The organism is Tritonibacter horizontis, assembly GCF_001518015.1.
Lineage (GTDB): Bacteria > Pseudomonadota > Alphaproteobacteria > Rhodobacterales > Rhodobacteraceae > Epibacterium > Epibacterium horizontis.
Genome location: NZ_LPUY01000095.1, coordinates 64,728 through 81,542, shown reverse-complemented (window position 1 = coordinate 81,542; position 16,815 = coordinate 64,728). Strand labels below are relative to the sequence as shown.

At 63.7% G+C, this 16,815-nt stretch carries 18 protein-coding genes; 14 read left to right on the top strand and 4 right to left on the bottom strand.

Annotated features, from left to right (window positions below; all coding sequences use genetic code 11):
* Positions 1-33: 33 nt before the first annotated feature.
* The 4 genes from TRIHO_RS18295 to TRIHO_RS18280 are packed head-to-tail and all read left to right on the top strand — an operon-like array spanning position 34 to position 3,280.
* Positions 34-741, top strand: a complete 708-nt coding sequence (locus tag TRIHO_RS18295) for an ABC transporter permease (protein ID WP_068247114.1) — start codon at positions 34-36, stop codon at positions 739-741.
* Entirely contained in the window at positions 734-1,495 is a 762-nt protein-coding gene (locus TRIHO_RS18290) for an ATP-binding cassette domain-containing protein (RefSeq protein WP_068247111.1), read from the top strand. Before TRIHO_RS18295 ends, TRIHO_RS18290 begins: the two co-directional genes overlap by 8 nt.
* Before the next feature lie 24 nt (positions 1,496-1,519).
* Positions 1,520-2,341: a substrate-binding domain-containing protein gene (locus TRIHO_RS18285; RefSeq protein ID WP_068247108.1), complete on the top strand. Its 822-nt coding sequence runs from the start codon at positions 1,520-1,522 to the stop codon at positions 2,339-2,341.
* Between the two features lie 48 nt (positions 2,342-2,389).
* On the top strand, positions 2,390-3,280 hold the full coding sequence (locus TRIHO_RS18280; protein ID WP_068247105.1) for a helix-turn-helix transcriptional regulator: 891 nt from the start codon (positions 2,390-2,392) through the stop codon (positions 3,278-3,280).
* A 21-nt stretch (positions 3,281-3,301) separates the two neighbouring features.
* On the opposite strand, the gene TRIHO_RS18275 is transcribed toward TRIHO_RS18280, so the two are convergent.
* The 4 genes from TRIHO_RS18275 to TRIHO_RS18260 all read right to left on the bottom strand — a co-directional run bounded on the left by TRIHO_RS18275 (position 3,302) and on the right by TRIHO_RS18260 (position 6,654).
* Positions 3,302-4,111 (bottom strand): ABC transporter permease, encoded by an 810-nt coding sequence (locus tag TRIHO_RS18275; protein WP_068247102.1) that lies wholly within the window; start codon positions 4,109-4,111, stop codon positions 3,302-3,304.
* On the bottom strand, positions 4,104-4,871 hold the full coding sequence (locus tag TRIHO_RS18270; protein ID WP_068247099.1) for an ABC transporter ATP-binding protein: 768 nt from the start codon (positions 4,869-4,871) through the stop codon (positions 4,104-4,106). The genes TRIHO_RS18275 and TRIHO_RS18270 overlap by 8 nt, the downstream gene beginning before the upstream one ends.
* A gap of 66 nt (positions 4,872-4,937) precedes the next feature.
* Positions 4,938-5,957, bottom strand: coding sequence for an ABC transporter substrate-binding protein (locus tag TRIHO_RS18265; protein WP_068247097.1), 1,020 nt, complete (start codon positions 5,955-5,957; stop codon positions 4,938-4,940).
* A 31-nt stretch (positions 5,958-5,988) separates the two neighbouring features.
* Positions 5,989-6,654, bottom strand: coding sequence for a GntR family transcriptional regulator (locus TRIHO_RS18260; RefSeq protein ID WP_068247094.1), 666 nt, complete (start codon positions 6,652-6,654; stop codon positions 5,989-5,991).
* 313 nt (positions 6,655-6,967) lie between these two features.
* Between TRIHO_RS18260 and TRIHO_RS18255 the strand changes: the two genes are divergently transcribed.
* The 10 genes from TRIHO_RS18255 to TRIHO_RS18210 all read left to right on the top strand — a co-directional run bounded on the left by TRIHO_RS18255 (position 6,968) and on the right by TRIHO_RS18210 (position 16,772).
* Entirely contained in the window at positions 6,968-9,019 is a 2,052-nt protein-coding gene (locus tag TRIHO_RS18255; RefSeq protein ID WP_232367828.1) for a TonB-dependent siderophore receptor, read from the top strand.
* Positions 9,020-9,089: 70 nt separating this feature from the next.
* On the top strand, positions 9,090-10,094 hold the full coding sequence (locus tag TRIHO_RS18250; protein ID WP_068247088.1) for an ABC transporter substrate-binding protein: 1,005 nt from the start codon (positions 9,090-9,092) through the stop codon (positions 10,092-10,094).
* Positions 10,084-11,139, top strand: coding sequence for a FecCD family ABC transporter permease (locus TRIHO_RS18245; protein WP_232367827.1), 1,056 nt, complete (start codon positions 10,084-10,086; stop codon positions 11,137-11,139). Before TRIHO_RS18250 ends, TRIHO_RS18245 begins: the two co-directional genes overlap by 11 nt.
* Positions 11,136-12,170 carry a FecCD family ABC transporter permease gene (locus TRIHO_RS18240; RefSeq protein WP_068247082.1) on the top strand — a complete coding sequence of 345 codons (1,035 nt, stop codon included), beginning with the start codon at positions 11,136-11,138 and terminating at the stop codon, positions 12,168-12,170. Before TRIHO_RS18245 ends, TRIHO_RS18240 begins: the two co-directional genes overlap by 4 nt.
* A gap of 3 nt (positions 12,171-12,173) precedes the next feature.
* Positions 12,174-12,956, top strand: a complete 783-nt coding sequence (locus tag TRIHO_RS18235; RefSeq protein ID WP_068247079.1) for an ABC transporter ATP-binding protein — start codon at positions 12,174-12,176, stop codon at positions 12,954-12,956.
* Positions 12,957-12,968: 12 nt separating this feature from the next.
* On the top strand, positions 12,969-14,054 hold the full coding sequence (locus tag TRIHO_RS18230; RefSeq protein ID WP_068247076.1) for a siderophore-interacting protein: 1,086 nt from the start codon (positions 12,969-12,971) through the stop codon (positions 14,052-14,054).
* Between the two features lie 175 nt (positions 14,055-14,229).
* Positions 14,230-15,174, top strand: a complete 945-nt coding sequence (locus TRIHO_RS18225) for a MotA/TolQ/ExbB proton channel family protein (RefSeq protein WP_068247073.1) — start codon at positions 14,230-14,232, stop codon at positions 15,172-15,174.
* Between the two features lie 6 nt (positions 15,175-15,180).
* On the top strand, positions 15,181-15,558 hold the full coding sequence (locus TRIHO_RS18220; RefSeq protein ID WP_082705194.1) for an ExbD/TolR family protein: 378 nt from the start codon (positions 15,181-15,183) through the stop codon (positions 15,556-15,558).
* A 6-nt stretch (positions 15,559-15,564) separates the two neighbouring features.
* Positions 15,565-15,948: an ExbD/TolR family protein gene (locus tag TRIHO_RS18215; RefSeq protein ID WP_068247067.1), complete on the top strand. Its 384-nt coding sequence runs from the start codon at positions 15,565-15,567 to the stop codon at positions 15,946-15,948.
* Positions 15,945-16,772: a TonB family protein gene (locus TRIHO_RS18210; protein ID WP_068247064.1), complete on the top strand. Its 828-nt coding sequence runs from the start codon at positions 15,945-15,947 to the stop codon at positions 16,770-16,772. The genes TRIHO_RS18215 and TRIHO_RS18210 overlap by 4 nt, the downstream gene beginning before the upstream one ends.
* Positions 16,773-16,815: the final 43 nt, after the last annotated feature.

Here is a 16,815-nt window from a genome sequence, read left to right as displayed (position 1 = left end):
TGACCTAGGGAAGATTCGTGAGGGCCGGAAATCTTGCAGAGTATCGGAGAGGCCTTTTCAGTCGCGCTGCATCTGGTTGCCACCGGGGATGCGGATCTTTTCGAGATCGTCCTGCTCTCCCTCCACGTCAGCCTCAGTGCGACCCTTCTGGCGGGGCTTCTGGGATTGCCGGTGGGGGCTCTGGTTGCAGTGGCGCGGTTTCCGGGGCGTGGGGCTTTGCTTGTGGTGATGAACGCCCTGATGGGACTGCCGCCGGTTGTCGTCGGCCTGCTGGTCTACCTTTACCTGTCGCGGTCGGGACCGCTTGGCTTTCTTGGCCTGCTTTACACGCCCACCGCGATGATCATCGCGCAGACCATCCTGATTGCGCCGATCATTGCAGCCTTGTCCCGGCAGGTGCTGGAGGACCTCCATGCTGAATATGCCGAACAGTTTCGCTCCCTGTGCCTTAGCCGCAGGCAGACCGTTCTGGCCCTGCTGTGGGACGGGCGATATTCGCTGTTGACCGTTGGACTGGCCGGATTTGGGCGCGCTGTGGCAGAGGTCGGGGCGGTCATTATTGTTGGCGGCAATATCGACCACCTGACGCGGGTGATGACCACGGCGATTGCGCTTGAAACCTCGAAGGGGAACCTCGCGCTGGCGCTGGCGCTGGGATTGCTGCTGCTGGTGATAGCGCTTGGCGTCAATGCAGCGGTGCAAACCCTGCGCATGAGCGCGCGGAGGCAGGCCTATGTCTAGTTTCGACACCGTTTCCTTCAGGCCAAACGCAATCCCCACCGATCAGGCCGACCACCTTCTGCCGCTGCGCCTGCGCGGGCTTGGTCTGAGATTTGATCAGGGGACACCGATCCTGAAAGATCTCGACCTTGATCTCTCCCCGCATGGCTGCACCGTGATCATGGGGCCGAACGGGGCGGGCAAAAGTCTGCTGCTGAAGCTGCTGCACGGGCTGATCGCCCCGACGTCGGGGCGGATCGACTGGGGCGGCTTGTCGATGGACGATGCAAGGATGCGTCAGGCGCTGGTATTTCAGAAACCGGTTTTGCTCCGCCGCTCGGTTGCCGCGAATATCGACTTTGTTCTGCGCGCCCGTGGACGGCCGCGCGACCTGTGCGACGCGTTGCTGCAGCATGTCGGCCTGGCTCATAAGGCGCGCCTGCCAGCGCGTCGTTTGTCCGGTGGCGAGGCACAGCGCCTGGCCCTGGCCCGCGCCCTGGCCTGCGCCCCGGATGTCCTGCTTCTGGATGAAGCGACAGCCAGCCTCGACCCTGCCTCGGTGCAATCCATCGAAGCCATTGTGCGCAACGCCTGCAGCCAGGGGACGCGGGTGATCAGTGTCACCCATGACATCGGGCAGGCGCAGCGTATGGCGGATGATGTGGTGTTCCTGCACGGTGGCCGCGTTGTTGAACATGGCCCCGCGCGGGAGTTCTTCCCGCGCCCGCAAAGCCAGGTCGCCCGAGATTACCTGTCGGGAAAATTGGTATTCTAACTGATATTGAGAAAGGCCCCTTTGATGAACCTGCAATCCATATTCGGTGCATCCGCCATCGCATTGACCTTTGCCACCGGCGCACTGGCGGCGGATCAGACGATCCTTGTCCAATCAACCACGTCGACCGCGAATTCCGGACTCTACGATCACCTTCTGCCGTTGTTTCACGACACCACCGGCATCCAGGTGAACGTGGTTGCGGTCGGCACCGGACAGGCGATCAAGAACGCGCAGAACTGCGATGGCGACGTGCTGCTGGTCCACGCCAAAACCGCCGAGGAGGCCTTTGTCGATGCCGGCTATGGCACCCTGCGCACCGATCTAATGTACAATGATTTTGTCATCGTCGGCCCCGCGACAGACCCGGCGGACATTGGCGGGATGGCGGATGTTCAGGCCGCCCTGTCCAAAATCGCCGCGACCGGCGGGGGCTTTGCCTCCCGCGGGGACGACTCCGGCACCCACAAGAAAGAACTGGCGCTTTGGGCCGAGGCAGGCATTGATCCCACGTCGGCCTCGGGGGACTGGTACCGCGAAACCGGCTCTGGCATGGGCGCCACTTTGAACGCGGGCATCGGCATGGGCGCCTATGTCATGACCGACCGCGCGACCTGGATCAGTTTCGGCAACAAGCAGGACTACGTGATCCAGGTTGAAGGCGACGACGCCCTGTTCAATCAATACGGCGTCATTCCCGTGAACTCCGCAAAATGCCCCTCGGCCAATATCGACGCGGCCAGGATCTTTGCCGATTGGCTGACATCACCGGCAGGGCAGGAGGCAATCGCCAGCTATCGGATCGACGGGCAGCAACTGTTCTTTCCCAACGCACCGAAGTCCTGATACAGTCGGGGCGGTGCCCCTCCTGCGCCGCCCCCAACAGACTGCGACATGACGGACCTCGATTTTCCAGACCACGAGTACCTGACCGTTCACGAACTCGCCGCGCTTTTGCGATTGAAGGAACGCAAGATCTACGACCTCGCTGCCACGGGCGAGGTCCCCTGTTCGCGTGCCACGGGCAAACTGCTGTTTCCAGCCGGGGAAATTCGCGACTGGCTCGACCGGGCCAAATCAGGCGGACGCGCGACGGCGACCGCTGTCCGCCCGCAGGTGCTGCTTGGCAGTCACGACCCATTGCTCGACTGGGCGATCCGGCAGTCTCGATCAGGGCTGGCGAGCTATTTTGACGGGTCGCTGGACGGGCTGGACCGGTTTGTCCGGGGCGAGGGGATCGCCACCGGGCTGCATCTGCGCGACAGTCTCTCGGGCACCTGGAACATGGCCGCCGCCCAGCGACTGGCCAAGGAACAAAACGCCGTTCTGATCCAGTTTGCCAATCGCCAGCGCGGGCTTGTGCACCGCGACACCGGCGCGCCATTGGAGACCCTCAGGGACATCAGCGGGCTGCGGCTGGCCCCCCGGCAACCTGAATCCGGGACCGACCGGTTGTTCCGGGATCTGGCGGCACAGGCCAAGCTGGACCTGAACACGGTGACCTTGACGGATGTGGCCAGATCCGAGGATGACGCCGTCGAAAGCGTCCGACGCGGCGAGGCCGATGTCACCTTTGGCCTGGAAGCGGTCGCGCTGAGCTACGGCCTGCGGTTCACTCCGTTGATCCAGGAAGAATTTGCGCTTCTGGTGGATCGAAAGGCCTGGTTCCAGCCAGGGTTTCAGACCTTTATCCAGTTTTGCCGGACCGATGCCTTTGTCCAACGGGCCGCGGCGATGGGCGGCTATGACCTCGCCGGATTCGGCAGGGTGCTCTGGAACGCGTGACCTCGCCCAGACCAGCGCCGATCAACTGCGCCAGTCCAGCACCCGCCGTTCGATGATGCCAATCGCCCCCGAAGTCAGAACCCCCAGCAGCGACAGGATCACCACACCGGCAAACAACCGTTCGAGATCATAGAGCGAGCCGGCTTCCAGAATATAGGCACCGATGCCATATTGCGCGCCCAGCATCTCGGCCGCCACCAACAGGATGATGGCAATGGCGAGGCTGATCCGCAAACCGGAGAGGATGCCGGGCATGGCCCCCGGCAGGACAATCTTGCGCACGATGGAAAACCACGACAGTCCGAAACTCTGGCCCATGCGGATCAGCGACCGGTCCACATTGTCCACCGCGCCATAGGTGGCGACCACCGTGGGCGTGAAGGTACCAAAGGCGATCAGCGCGTATTTCGAACCCTCGTCAATGCCGAACCAGATCACGAACAGCGGCAAAAGCGCGATCTTCGGGATCGGAAACAGCGCCGCCGTCAACGGCACCAGCCCGGCGCGGACATAGGAAAACAACCCGATCAGCACCCCCACGCAGATCCCGACACTCGCACCGCACACAGCCCCGACAGCAAGCCGACTGAGAGAGGGCACCATATGTTTCAGGAACAGACCCGATTGCCACAGCTCGACCAGGGTCGCCAGAACGTCCGAGGGTTTGGGCAGGGTCAAGGAGGTGATGAACCCGCTGCGCGTGGCCCATTCGACAAACCCGATCAACACGACAAAAACAGCCAACCCGACCCAGCGATGCGCGCGAGGGGCGAAACCGCCGCCGCGAAACCGCACTTCGATGGGCTGGCGGGAAAGTGAGGTATCAGACATTCAAAAGCTCCTCATCCGCCGCGCGGGCCTCGTCGCGCATCAGGGTCCAGAGGTGTTTCTGGACTTTTTCCAGCTCCGGGTCGGCATATCCCCGTTCCGCGAGCGGCTTAGCGATTTCGACGACCTCGCAAACCTGTCCGGGACGGCGTGAGAGAACCACGATCCGATGGCCAAGCCGCACCGCTTCGGCCAGGTTATGGGTGACATAGACGGCCGTGAACGGCTGGCGATCCCAAAGCGCCACCAGATCATCCATCAGCAATTCCCGCGTTTGGCTGTCCAGCGCAGAGAGCGGCTCGTCCATCAGCATCACGGCCGGTTTGACCGCCAGGGCCCGCGCAATCGCGACCCGCTGTTTCATCCCGCCGGACAGCTGTTTCGGCAGGGCCTGTGCAAAATCGGTAAGTTTGGTGCGGGCCAGAACATCGGCAATGATCGCCTCTGCACGCGCGCCCCGGATACCGTGATCTTCCAGCACCAGTGAGATATTGCCGCGCACACTGCGCCAGGGCAGCAGGGCAAAGTCCTGAAACACATAGGTCAGCGGGTTGAGGCAGCCTTCGGGCGGGGCCCCCAGTTGCAGCACGCGCCCTGCCGTGGGGCGCTCCAGCCCGCCCAGAAACCGAAGCAAGGTCGATTTGCCACAGCCCGACGGGCCGACAAGGCAGACCATCTGCCCGGATTTCACATCCAGCGAAATGTCTCGCAACACCTCGGTCTCGCCATAGGAATGGCTGATCCCGTCCAGTCGAATATCCATGAATTTCAGTCCTGTAATGGGAGCGGCGCCACCGCCGCCCCCGGTCCGTTCCCGACCCTGTGCAGGTCAGGCGCCGATGGTGTCAACATAGCTGGTGTCGAGAAAGGTCTCGAGCGTGATGTCAGCATCCACCAGCCCTTCGGCCTGCATCCAGGCCAGCTGATCCGCGACCGAGGCGACATTGATCGCCGCGTCCTTGTTGATCCGCATGGAGCCGTTGATGATCGATGGCGCGGCCTTGTCGCGCGGCCGATCCGCATAGACATACTTGTGGATCAGATCGACCATTTCGGCCATTGCCGCCTCGCCGTTTTCCTTGTCGACCATGGTGGCATTGTAATCCGCAACGCCCATGCCGAACCCTTTGAGGAAACTCTCGGTCAGGCCGCGTTCGTCATTGGCATTCGTTGCCGAGGTAAAGACGGTGGTCACCTGATAGTTGGGCAGATAATCCGCGACATCGCCGATGATATGCACCGCGCCAGACCCGGCAAGCGGTTTGGCGATATGAGGCACGATCGACCAGGCGTCAATCTGGCCCGACTTCAGCGCGCCAATGACAGCGCCTACTTTTTGCAGTGGGATGAACTCTGGCGTCCCGCCTGCGGCTCCGGCTATCTTTGCCCCCATGTAGTGAAAGGACGACCCCGCCGTGGTCATCCCGAAGCGTTTTCCATCCAGTGCCGCGGGCGAGGTCAGCCCGGCCTGAAACGCCGCATCAGAGGCGAGGATTTTCTGACCGTCGATGCCCGGCTCTTCGGACAGCGCGCCGCCAATCACCTTCACCGCGCCTTTTTGTGCGAGGCTCAGCAACCCGCCAGAGATGGCCGTGACGCCAAAATCCACATCGCCAGAGGCAATGGCGACCGCCATCGGCTGCGCCGCCTGAAAGAACTTCAGCTCGACATCAAGGCCCGCCTCTTTGAAATAGCCGCGCTCCAACGCGATGAAGCTGCCGGAATGGCTGGTCAGGCTCAATGCGCCCACCACAGGTTTCTTGCCCGAGGCAATCGCCGGGGCGGCAAGGCCGGATGCGGCAGCCGCCCCCATAAGCGCAAGCGTCTGTCTTCTGTTGAAAGTCACCATGGTCTCCTCCCAGTGGTCTTGATGTTGTCGTTCAGCCGCGCAGGTCGGCGCGGATGTCCTCCTCCAGATGCAACAGTGCATCCTGTGTGTTTCGCTCCAGAACCGCCGCTTTCAAGGCCTCATGACGCAATTGTCGGCTGTGCAGGTCAATCCGCCCTTCACGCAGACGGGCCAGGCGAAACCGGCGGGACTGATTGTAAAACCGCCCCGTCATCTCGATCAGCCGGGGCGAGCCACAGGCCGACACCAAGGTCAGCGTATAGCCGCGACAGGCTTCGTCCCAGGTCAGTACCGACGCATCGTCAGGCGCGTTTTGCAGGGCGGTCTCGGCACGCATCATCTGATGGTGGGCTGCGATCACCGCAGCCTCCCACGCCACGCCACCATGGGCCATGGCCCGGGCGAGCCCCAGTTTTTCGACCTCAAGCCGCATCAACAAGATATCGGCGAGATCGTCTTCGGTCGCGGAGGTCACCCGAAACCCGCGCTGATTGATCGCCTCGACCATGCCCTCGGACACCAGCATCCGCAACGTTTCCCGCATCGAATGGCTGGAGCCGCCATAGCGCTGCCGCAGCCCGTCGATCTTCAGCTTTTCATCGGGACGCAGCGCACCAAAGGAAATGTCGCGCCGAATGGCAGAGGCCAGCATGGCAACCACGGGTTCATCTGTCTCGGTGCGACGTGCGAAGAGCATTTCATGCCTGATTTCAAAAAATGTTGGATATTTAGGCCTCTGCCCCTCAAAACTGTCAACCCCAAAAGCCAAGACCGGTGGGGACACGACCGCCTGACCACATCGCAATTCGACCGACCACGGCCTCTTTGCCCCCAACCGCGGATGCCGCAGAGGAAGCCTGAATATATACTTGACTCTTTTGCAAAGACTTTATAGCGGCTGCCTGACCGAGCAAGACCGCCAGGCAGTAATCAAAAACGACGACTGCAAGCGAGAATGTAAAATGGGACTCCGGGCCACGGCTGTATCTCTTTGTGCTTTGATGGCGGCAATGCCAGCCTCCGCACAGGTGATCGAACTCCAACCAATTGTTGTGACGTACGACGAAACGCAGGGCTTCTTTGGCCAGAGCCAGGCGCTGGACACGGGCACGCTGGCCAAGACCGGCGATAGCATTCTCGAAACGCCGCGCGCGGTGCACATCGTCACGGCCCAGCAAATCGCCGAGCGCGGTGCGACCAATGTCGAACAGGCGCTGCAATACGCTGCCGGGATCGTCGCCGGCCAGTGGGGCCTGGACAACCGGTCTGACTGGTCGCTGGTGCGGGGGTTTGCCCCCTCGACCCTGCATGACGGTCTGACGGCCCGCTACGGCTATTACAACGACACGAAACCTGAACCCTTTTTGCTCAACAGCGTCCAGGTGCTGAAAGGCCCGACCTCCGGGATTTATGGCAGTGGCTCTGTCGGTGGGGTCGTCAACACCACATCAAAGACCGCAGCACAGGACAGCGACAACCTCTGGCAGCTGTCGGTCGGCTCCAACCAACGCGCACAGATCGCGGCAGATGTCAGCGGCGACCTGAACGAGGCGGGCACGCTGCGCTACCGGCTGGTGGGGCTGCTGCGGGGCGCGGAAACGCCTGTCGACTTCTCTCAGGACGATGCCTTTGCCTTTGCCCCCTCCATCACCTGGCGGCCAACCGCAGACACCGAACTGACCCTGCTGGCCAATTTTCAAAAGAACGACGGCAGCCCGCTGATCCAGTTTGCGTCGCTTTACGGCACGCTGGAACCGGCAACCGGGTTTGGCAATGGGACCCATTTCGACGACAGCCTGTTTGTCGGGGAACCCGGCTTTGACAAATTCAACAGCGAACAACGTAGCCTGACGGCGATGATCAGCCATCGGTTCAACGAGGTTTGGAGCGTCAACGCCAGTGCGCGCCTGCAGGAAGGCGAAGCCGTATACCAGCACGCCTGGTGGGCCTTCGACAACTTTGACAATGGCCGCTACAATGCGGATGGCACCATCAACCGGACCTTCTACCGGGCCGAGAACGAGATGAAATCTCAGGCCATCGACGCCTATGCGACGGCAAACTATGCTCTGGGCGGCATTGAGATGCGCAGCATCATCGGCGCCAACTATGCCCGCGGCTATTACGACAGCGACACCGGCTATGGCGCGCAGATCGGCCCCATCGACCCGTTCAATCCGACCTATACCGGATATAACGAAATCACCGTCACCGACAGCGATGGCACCTCGATCACCGAATGGGGGGTCTACCTTCAGAACCGCGCCACGGTGGCTGACCGGCTGTTTGTCGACTTTGGCCTGCGCTATGGCGACATTGAGACCGGCGCCAGCACCGGCAGTTTTGGCGCGACCACCATCGCCGCCGAGGACAGCGCCTGGACCGGCAACGCCGCCATCATGTATCGCTTTGACAATGGCATGGCGCCCTACATCAGCTACGCGGAAAGCTTCCGTCAGGACGTGGTCGGCGCCGATGTCAATGGCAAGCCGTTTGAACCGACCAAGGGCACGCAATACGAAATCGGGCTGAAGTATCAACCGACCGGCACCAACACGCTCTTTGCGGCGGCGCTGTTCGATCTGACCAAATCCAACATGACCGTCTCCGACCCGGCGAACCCCGGGTTCTCGATCCAGACCGGCGAGGCCAAATCCAAGGGTCTGGAGCTGGAGGTCTTCCACCGGGTTGGCGATCTCAGCTTTGACGCCGCCTATACCTATCTGGACACCGAAAATTCCAGCGGCGCACAGATCGCCCAGGCGCCCGAAAATGCCGCCTCTCTCTGGATCAACTACGAACCGGCCGGCGGCGCCCTGCAGGGGTGGAAATTCGGCGGCGGCGTTCGCTACACAGGGGCAAGCTGGGACGGCAGCGACACGCTGCAAACCCCGTCCTACACGCTCTATGACGCGGCGGTGACCTATTCGCGCGACAATTGGCAGGTCGCCCTGAACGTGCAGAACCTGCTGGATGAATATTACGCCGGCACCTGTCAATCCGGGGCCTGCTACATCGGCGAAGGCCGCAATGTCGCCCTGACCCTCACGTCGAAATTCTGACAAAACACCCTGCCCCGGACCCCAGCGGTCCGGGGCAGGGTTTTGCTTGCTTGCGACCAGAAAGCCCCCGATGCGCCACGTTCTGATCCTGCTCGGCCTCTGTCTGCCCCTGATCCTGCCTCACAAAAGCGTGGCGCAGGCTTTTCCGGTCGAGATGGAACATCTCTTCGGGTCCACAACCATCAATGCAGAGCCGGAGCGGGTCGTCTCACTCAGTTTTATCGGACATGATTTTCTGTTGTCGCTTGGCGTGGTGCCCTATGCGCTGCGCAAATGGTACGGGTCGTTTCCCTATGGTGTCTGGCCCTGGGCGCAAGAGGCGCTCGGAGATGCCACGCCCATCGTCATGCAGGGCGAGATCGACATCGAAGCCATCGCCGCCATGGAACCCGACCTGATTGTCGGCCAGTGGTCCGGCATGACCGAACGTGAATATACCTTGCTGTCGCAGATCGCGCCGACGCTGCCCCCCGCGCCCGGAGCCGGGGATTATGGCATGTCCTGGCAGGATATGCTGCTGCGGCTCGGCCAGGCGACCGGTCGGGCAGACCACGCCCAAAACATCATCGCCGACAGCGAACAGCGTCTCGCCGCCCTGCGCGCCGCCCATCCAAGCTGGCAAGGGGCAACGGCGGTCATGGTCTGGGCGGGCACCACTGGCGCCTATACCGACCGGGATATTCGGGGCAAGTTCCTGCTCGACCTCGGTTTTGTCATGCCGGAGGCGATCCGCAGCTACAGCGGGCTCAACCAGTCCTATTTCAAGGTCTCGGATGAAGCGCTGGAGGCGATTGATGCCGATGCGCTGATCTGGCTCGACAGCAGCGCGGCGGTCCAGCGCCTCAACCGCCTGCCCCTGCGCCGTTTCATGCGGGCCTATTCCGAGGGACGGGAGATCTACTCCGATATGATGCTCTCCTCCGCGCTGTCGCATTCCAGCCCGCTGAGCATCAACTATGCACTGGACACGCTGGTGCCGCTTTTGGAACAGGCCATGGACGGCGATCCCGACACCGAGGTCTCCTCATCGCGCGCGGCCGGCATCCTGCACCAAGGGGGATCCGATGACGGCTGACACACGCCCCCAGTCCCGCCCCCGGCCTTATCGGCTGTCCGACCGGCGGGCCCGCAGGTTGAACACCATGATCTGCTTCGCAATCGGCCTGCTGGGGCTGTTCGCCATGGCCGTCGTTGCGCTGCGGGTGGGGCACCGACCGGTGACATGGGGCGAGCTGTGGCAAGCCTTTGTTGCCTATGACCGCGACGTGGCGGGCCATGTCATCATCCAACAGATCCGTTTGCCGCGTCTGGCTGCGGCGATGTTGTGCGGTGGCTGTCTTGGCATCGCCGGAGCCTTGATGCAGGCGCTGACGCGCAACCCGCTTGCCGATCCGGGGCTGCTGGGGGTCAACGCCGGCGCCGCCCTTGGCGTTGTTTTGTGCACTGTTCTGCTGCGGATCACCGATCCGGCGCAATTCTTCTGGGCCGCGCTCCTCGGCGCCACGCTGGCGGCGGTTCTGGTGTTTTTTCTCGGCGGCAACACCCCCTCGCGCACGGGTCGGCTGATCCTGGCCGGAGCCGCAGTCAGCGCGCTTTTCTTTGCCCTGATCCGGGGGCTTCTGCTGGCCAGTCGCGCCTCGCTGGAAGTCTACCGCGTCTGGGTGCTGGGTGGGTTTGACAATGTCACCCAGGATATGGTGGCAGCCCTGCTCCCCTTTATCCTGGTTGGCGTGATCCTCGCATGTATCGCGGGTTTCTCGCTCAATGCGCTGCAACTGGGCGAAGAGGCCGCGCTGGGTCTTGGGATCCGCGTCGGGCTGATGCAACTGGTGACCGGCTGCGCCATTGTGATCCTCTGTGCCGCCACTGTCGCAATGGCGGGTCCCATCGCCTTTATCGGGCTGATCGTGCCGCATCTTGCCCGCGCCACCGCACCGCAGGACATCCGCTGGCTGGCGCTCTTTAGCGCGCTTTATGGCGCGATGCTCCTCGGTCTTGCCGATGTCGTCGCCCGGACCGCCTTTGCCCAGACCACAATGCAAGCGGGCGTCATGTCCGCAATCCTCGGGGGGCCGGTTCTGATCTGGCTTGTCCGCAGCGGAGGCGTGCGACGACTATGATGTTCACCATTCGGATGGGTTCGTTGTCCTTTCAGGCCTCGCGCCGCAATCTGGCCTGCGGATCTGGCCTGTGCCTGCTGATCGCCGCCATGGCGCTTCTGGCGCTGACCCTGGGCAGCTACCCGGTCGGCGTCTCCGAGTTATGGGCGGCCCTGACCACCAAGGCCGGCGCGATCGAAGGCATGATCTTGCTGGATCATCGGCTACCGCGCATTCTGGTTGCCATCGGTGCCGGGGCCGCCCTGGGCCTGTCCGGCGCGCTGTTCCAGTCGATGCTGCGCAACCCGATGGCCTCGCCAGATGTGATCGGGTTCAACGCGGGGGCAAGCTGTGGCGCGGTGCTGGCGATCCTGCTGTTCGGCTCGGCGCGCATGGTGCTGCCCTGGGCCTTGCTGGGCGGACTTGTATCAGCAGCGCTTGTCATCGCATTGGCCTGGGACCGGCGCCCTGGCGGCGGGCTCGACCCTTATCGTTTGATCCTGGTCGGCATCGGCGCCAGCCTCACCCTCGGCGCGACCAGCGATCTGCTGCTGAGCATGACGGATGAACAGCGCGCCGCCGATATGGCGCAATGGCTGACCGGTTCGCTCAAGGCGCGTCAACTGTCGGATGCGGCGCTGATCTGGGGCGGCCTGCTGGCCCTGATCCCTGTCGTCGCCTGGCTGCAATTCCCGCTCAACCGGCTGACCCTGCCGGACGATATGGCGCTGGGGTTTGGATTGCCGTTGCCGCTGCTGCGGTTGGGGATCACCTGTACCGGGGTCCTGCTGGCGGCATTGGCTGTCAGCGTCGCCGGGCCGCTGCCCTTTGTGGCCTTTGTGGCGGGCCCGATTGCCCGCCGGGTGCTGGGCACTGCCGCGCCGGCGCTCTTTGCGGCTGCACTGGTCGGTGCGCTGGTCACCCTTGGCGCGGACACGGCGGCGCGTTTTGTCCCGCTCGTGCAATTGCCCGCCGGGGTTTTCACCGCCGTGATCGGCGCCCCGGTCCTGATGTGGCTGCTGTTCACCCAATTTCGCAAGGGAGCGCTCTGACCCATGCCACCCCACACCCGCCTCAGCGCGCAGGAACTCAGCGTCAATTTTGCCGACACACAGGTACTGGACCAGCTTTCGGTTTCGGTGCCGGACGGCGCCGTCACTGCCATTGTCGGGCCGAATGCCTGCGGCAAATCCACCCTTCTGCGCAGTCTGGCGCGGTTGCAGCAGGCCAGCGCGGGCCAAGTGATCCTGGACGGCAAAGCCATCGCCGCACAAAACAGCAAATCGGTGGCGCGCAGGCTGGCGATCCTGCCGCAGTCGCCGCTCGCCCCCGAAGGGCTGAGTGTCCGGGATCTGGTCCTGCGCGGGCGCACACCGCATCAATCGGCATGGCGGCAATATTCGGCCAAAGACGCAACAGCCGTCGCAACGGCCATCGCAGCGACGGGGTTGGAGGGACTCGAAGATCGCAGCCTTCACACCCTGTCCGGCGGCCAGCGCCAACGGGCCTGGATCGCCATGGCTCTGGCCCAGGAAACCCAGTTGGTGCTGCTGGACGAGCCGACGACCTATCTCGACCTGCCGCATCAGATCGAGCTGCTGGACCTGGTGCGCCGTCTCAATCGCGACACCGGGCGCACCGTCGCCATGGTGCTGCACGATATCAATCTCGCCGCCCGCTACTGCGACCATGTGATCGCGCTGCGCGGCGGCACGGTCCACAGCGAAGGCCCCCCCAGCTCCGTCATCACCGAAACCATGATGGGCGAGGTGTTCAACCTGCCCTGCACGATCATCGCCGACCCCAATCACGGCACTCCGCACGTCATCCCAAGCTGAGAAGGCCCGCTCATGTCCTTGCAAGACCAGTTCACATTCGAGGCGCAAACCCCGCTCCCGGGGCTACCCTTTGCCACGGTCCAGGCCGAGATCCTCGCTCGCGCGGCGCAGTTTGACCTGCCTGTCGTCACCAATACGGATCAGGAAACCCAGATCGCGACCGACTATGGCAACTATAGTTTTCTGCTACGCGACGGCGTTGCCCATGTGCAGGTCGGATCCAGCCGGGCTGACTGGCTCTATGTTCTCAAGGAAAGCCTGAGCGATACCATCGCCGAGCTGGCGCCAGAGGTCGGGGCTGCGATGGCGTGGTCGGACGCGCAAGAGCAGGCCGGGCGTCGGCCGCCGAACTTTCAGTTCATCACGATCCGCGAGGTCACCCAGATCGCCGGCGGCTTCCTGCGGGTGGTCGCCGATGCCGAGGACCTGTCCCAATTCACCCCCGATGCGATCCATTTCCGGCTGGCCATGCCGGATGCAGACCTGAGCACGCCGCAATGGCCCTATTTGTCCGACACCGGCCTGACCGTCTGGCCGAAAGGCGAGGCGCTGCTGCACCGCCCGGTCTATACGGTGCGCGACATGGACGCGGCAACCGGGCGGTTGGTCTTTGACATCTTTGAACATGACGGAGGCCGCACAACAGAATGGGCGCGGCGGGCGCAACCTGGCAGCCAGATCGGCCTGACCGGGCCCGGCGGCGGCGGCATTCCCCAGACCACGGCCATACGGATCTATGCCGATGAAACCGGATTTCCTGCCGTTGCGCGCATTCTGGCCGACCTGCCCGCACAGGCGCGCGGCCAGGTCGTGCTTGAACACACGCATCCGTCCTCAACCGGCTACCCGCTGCCAGAGCATCCCGGCTTCTCGGTCACGCATCGCACGGCGGACCCTGACCAGAACCTCGGCGCGTTGGCGATCACGGACCTTGACGACACCCCCGGCCCTGACCTCGATCAGATGATCTGGCTTGCCGCAGAAAAGGCCGCGGCCCAGACGCTGCGCGCCCATCTCAAGGCCGCAGGCGTGGACAGCAAGAAGCATTATGTGGCGGCCTATTGGACCCGACCAGCGGCGGGCGGGCTAGAGTCTTAACTTGACAAAAAAGCTATGTTAAAATATCCGCCAGACTCGACGGGTGCAATCGCGCCCACCCTTAGCCAATCGCGATGGATCTCCGTCACCGGAGCCCTCGTGTAGCCAACCGAACTGCGGATCCTGCCCCCTCGCGGGCAGAGACCGAGCCAAGTGCCGCTACACGGAGCCTGCCATGAAGACGCCCATCGCCCTGACATTCTTTGTCCTGTTGCCCGTTCTGGCCGGCGCGCAAGCCACCGAACCGACCCTCGGCCAAAGCCCGGTGCCCAGCGTTGCGACAGAATTGCCGGTGCCAACGGCACCGCAGACGCCGTCAGACGTGCCCTTGGCAGCGCCAACCGCGCCAGAGTCCGCTGAGACGGCGCCGACGCGCCCGGCGCTGCCGCAGGAACTCGCCGATGCGCAACAGACCACAGAGAGTGCGAATACGCCACCCGCCACCGCACCGGAAACCATCGAGGACATCGCACAAGGCGCCTATGACGCCGCCGAAGAATTCCTGCGCAACGGCGGGCCGTCCATCTGGGCGATTGCTGCCCTTTCGGTGATTACGCTGACTCTGATCCTGTGGAAAATCTGGCGTCTGGCGCTGATCGGGGCCTGGTCCCGGGGCAAGGCCCGCAAGGCGGTCGCCGCCTACGAGGCCGGGGATGCCGAGCGCGCCATCGCCATTGTCGCAGGCCGGCGGGGCGTGCGCTCCAAAGTGGTCAATGCTGCCCTCACCGCCCTGCGCAACCTGCCAGACGCCCATGCGCGCGAGGAAACCGCGCGGATTGCAAAACGGGAACTGGCATCGGCGCGCAGCGGGCTTGGCGCGCTGGAACTGATATCGACGATTGCACCGCTGCTGGGTCTGCTTGGCACCGTGCTGGGCATGATCGCAGCCTTTCAGGCGCTGCAAACTGCCGGATCCAAAGCGGATCCGTCGATGCTGGCGGGCGGTATCTGGGAGGCGCTCCTGACCACCGCAGCGGGCATGGCCGTCGCCATTCCAGCCTCGGCCGCCCTGACCTGGTTCGAAGCGGTGGTGGACCGCATCCGCCGTGACGTCGAAGACAGCGCCACACGCCTGTTTGTCAGCGACACCCCCCGTGCGCTCCGTCTGGCGGCGGAGTAACCCGCTTTGCTTCTGGACCCGCCACAGCGTCCCCGACGCAAGCCCAGCCTGACGCCGATGATCGATGTGGTGTTCCTGCTTTTGGTTTTTTTCATGCTGGCCTCGCGGTTTGGCGTCGATGCCGCGCTGTCGCTGCCGCTGGCTGCGGGGGGCGGCGATTACAGCGGGCCGCCCCGCCTGATTGATGTGGCTCCCACGCAGCTGTTTCTGAACGGTCGCCCCGTCGCGGAAACCGGCCTCACCGCGGCGTTGCTGCCGCTGGTCGAGACCAAATCCGATGTGCTCATTCTACGCGGCAAAGAGGGCGCGGATCTGCAACGGATCGTCACGCTGACCGAAATGTTGCGATCCGAAGGCTTCACTTCGGTCGTCCTGGTGGAGTGAGCCGCGATGGACCTGACCGAGCCCCCCCGACGCCCGCGTGCGGAATCAATCGTGCCGATGATCAACGTCGTCTTCTTGTTGTTGATCTTCTTCCTCATGACCTCGCGCCTGGCACAGCCAGACCCGTTTGAGGTGACCCCGCCGACGGCGGATCTCGACGCGCCACTCGACGCCGAAACAACGCTTTATGTGGACAAGACAGGCCGCCTGTCCTTTGACGGGCAGGAGGGCGAGGCCGCCCTGGCCCATCTTGCCCAGACCTCGGCCACGGAGGCCGTCTTGCAGCTGCGGGCTGATAGCGCGCTGGAGGCCACAACGGCAGCCGGGCTGCTGCGCGATCTGGCCGCCGCCGGATTTTCCCGCGTTGAACTGGTGGTGAGCCCGAAATGAAACGTTGGATCGAAGCGGGGCTGTTCACGGCATTTGCGCTGCTGGTACACATCGCCCTTTTTGCCCGCTTTCCCCAAGACGGCAGCGATGCCGGCGGCATGGGCGGCGAATACGTGGTGTCCATCGCCGGGGCCGCCCCCACGGTGCGCCAGATGGTGGCGCGCTGGGAGCGTCCACCTGAAACCCCGCCCCTGCTACAAAAGACCCTCGACACGCCGGAACCGCCCGAAACGCGCTCGCCCGAGCTGCCGACCGTCGATACCCCACCTGCGCCCCGCGCCGAGGTCCGCCTGTCGATGACACCGCCGCAGGACACCGCCGCACCGCAGATCGACACCAGCACCGCGCCACCCCCGCCAGAGCCAGAGCCAGAACCAGAACCAGAACCAGAACCAGAACCAGAAAATGTGCCGGAGGCCGCTGCAAAAGCCAAGGTCACAACTGCGGGTCGGGCCGAACAACGCGCGGCGGGGTCCGGTGGCAGCACCCAGGCGGGTACCTCGTCAACGGCCCGCACCGCGACCGTGTCCAAAGGACAGCAAGCCAAACTGCAAGCCGTTTGGGGCGCCAAGGTGCGGTCGCGCATCCTGCGGCGCCAACGCCACCCCTCCGGGGTCCGTGGCGACTGGGCGGTTGTGATCGGCCTGACGCTCAGCCGGACCGGCCAGCTGTTGCGCGCCTCGGTGGTCCGCTCCTCCGGCGAGGTGCGCATCGACCAGGCAGCACTTCAGGCGGTGACCGGTGTCAGCCGGTTTCCCGCCGCCCCGGACCAACTGCCGGGCGGGCAATTCCCCTTCAACATCGAACTTCAGTTCGTACGGTAAACGCCCCGCGCGCCGGCGTCTCTGCGGGCCTTGGCGCCAACGT

Coding starts and splice junctions, on each gene's coding strand:
- TRIHO_RS18290 (WP_068247111.1), top strand. CDS start 734: ATGTCTAGTTTCGACACCGTTTCCTTCAGGCCAAACGCAATCCCCACC.
- TRIHO_RS18285 (WP_068247108.1), top strand. CDS start 1,520: ATGAACCTGCAATCCATATTCGGTGCATCCGCCATCGCATTGACCTTT.
- TRIHO_RS18280 (WP_068247105.1), top strand. CDS start 2,390: ATGACGGACCTCGATTTTCCAGACCACGAGTACCTGACCGTTCACGAA.
- TRIHO_RS18275 (WP_068247102.1), bottom strand. CDS start 4,111: ATGTCTGATACCTCACTTTCCCGCCAGCCCATCGAAGTGCGGTTTCGC.
- TRIHO_RS18270 (WP_068247099.1), bottom strand. CDS start 4,871: ATGGATATTCGACTGGACGGGATCAGCCATTCCTATGGCGAGACCGAG.
- TRIHO_RS18265 (WP_068247097.1), bottom strand. CDS start 5,957: ATGGTGACTTTCAACAGAAGACAGACGCTTGCGCTTATGGGGGCGGCT.
- TRIHO_RS18260 (WP_068247094.1), bottom strand. CDS start 6,654: ATGCTCTTCGCACGTCGCACCGAGACAGATGAACCCGTGGTTGCCATG.
- TRIHO_RS18255 (WP_232367828.1), top strand. CDS start 6,968: ATGCCAGCCTCCGCACAGGTGATCGAACTCCAACCAATTGTTGTGACG.
- TRIHO_RS18250 (WP_068247088.1), top strand. CDS start 9,090: ATGCGCCACGTTCTGATCCTGCTCGGCCTCTGTCTGCCCCTGATCCTG.
- TRIHO_RS18245 (WP_232367827.1), top strand. CDS start 10,084: ATGACGGCTGACACACGCCCCCAGTCCCGCCCCCGGCCTTATCGGCTG.
- TRIHO_RS18240 (WP_068247082.1), top strand. CDS start 11,136: ATGATGTTCACCATTCGGATGGGTTCGTTGTCCTTTCAGGCCTCGCGC.
- TRIHO_RS18235 (WP_068247079.1), top strand. CDS start 12,174: ATGCCACCCCACACCCGCCTCAGCGCGCAGGAACTCAGCGTCAATTTT.
- TRIHO_RS18230 (WP_068247076.1), top strand. CDS start 12,969: ATGTCCTTGCAAGACCAGTTCACATTCGAGGCGCAAACCCCGCTCCCG.
- TRIHO_RS18225 (WP_068247073.1), top strand. CDS start 14,230: ATGAAGACGCCCATCGCCCTGACATTCTTTGTCCTGTTGCCCGTTCTG.
- TRIHO_RS18215 (WP_068247067.1), top strand. CDS start 15,565: ATGGACCTGACCGAGCCCCCCCGACGCCCGCGTGCGGAATCAATCGTG.
- TRIHO_RS18210 (WP_068247064.1), top strand. CDS start 15,945: ATGAAACGTTGGATCGAAGCGGGGCTGTTCACGGCATTTGCGCTGCTG.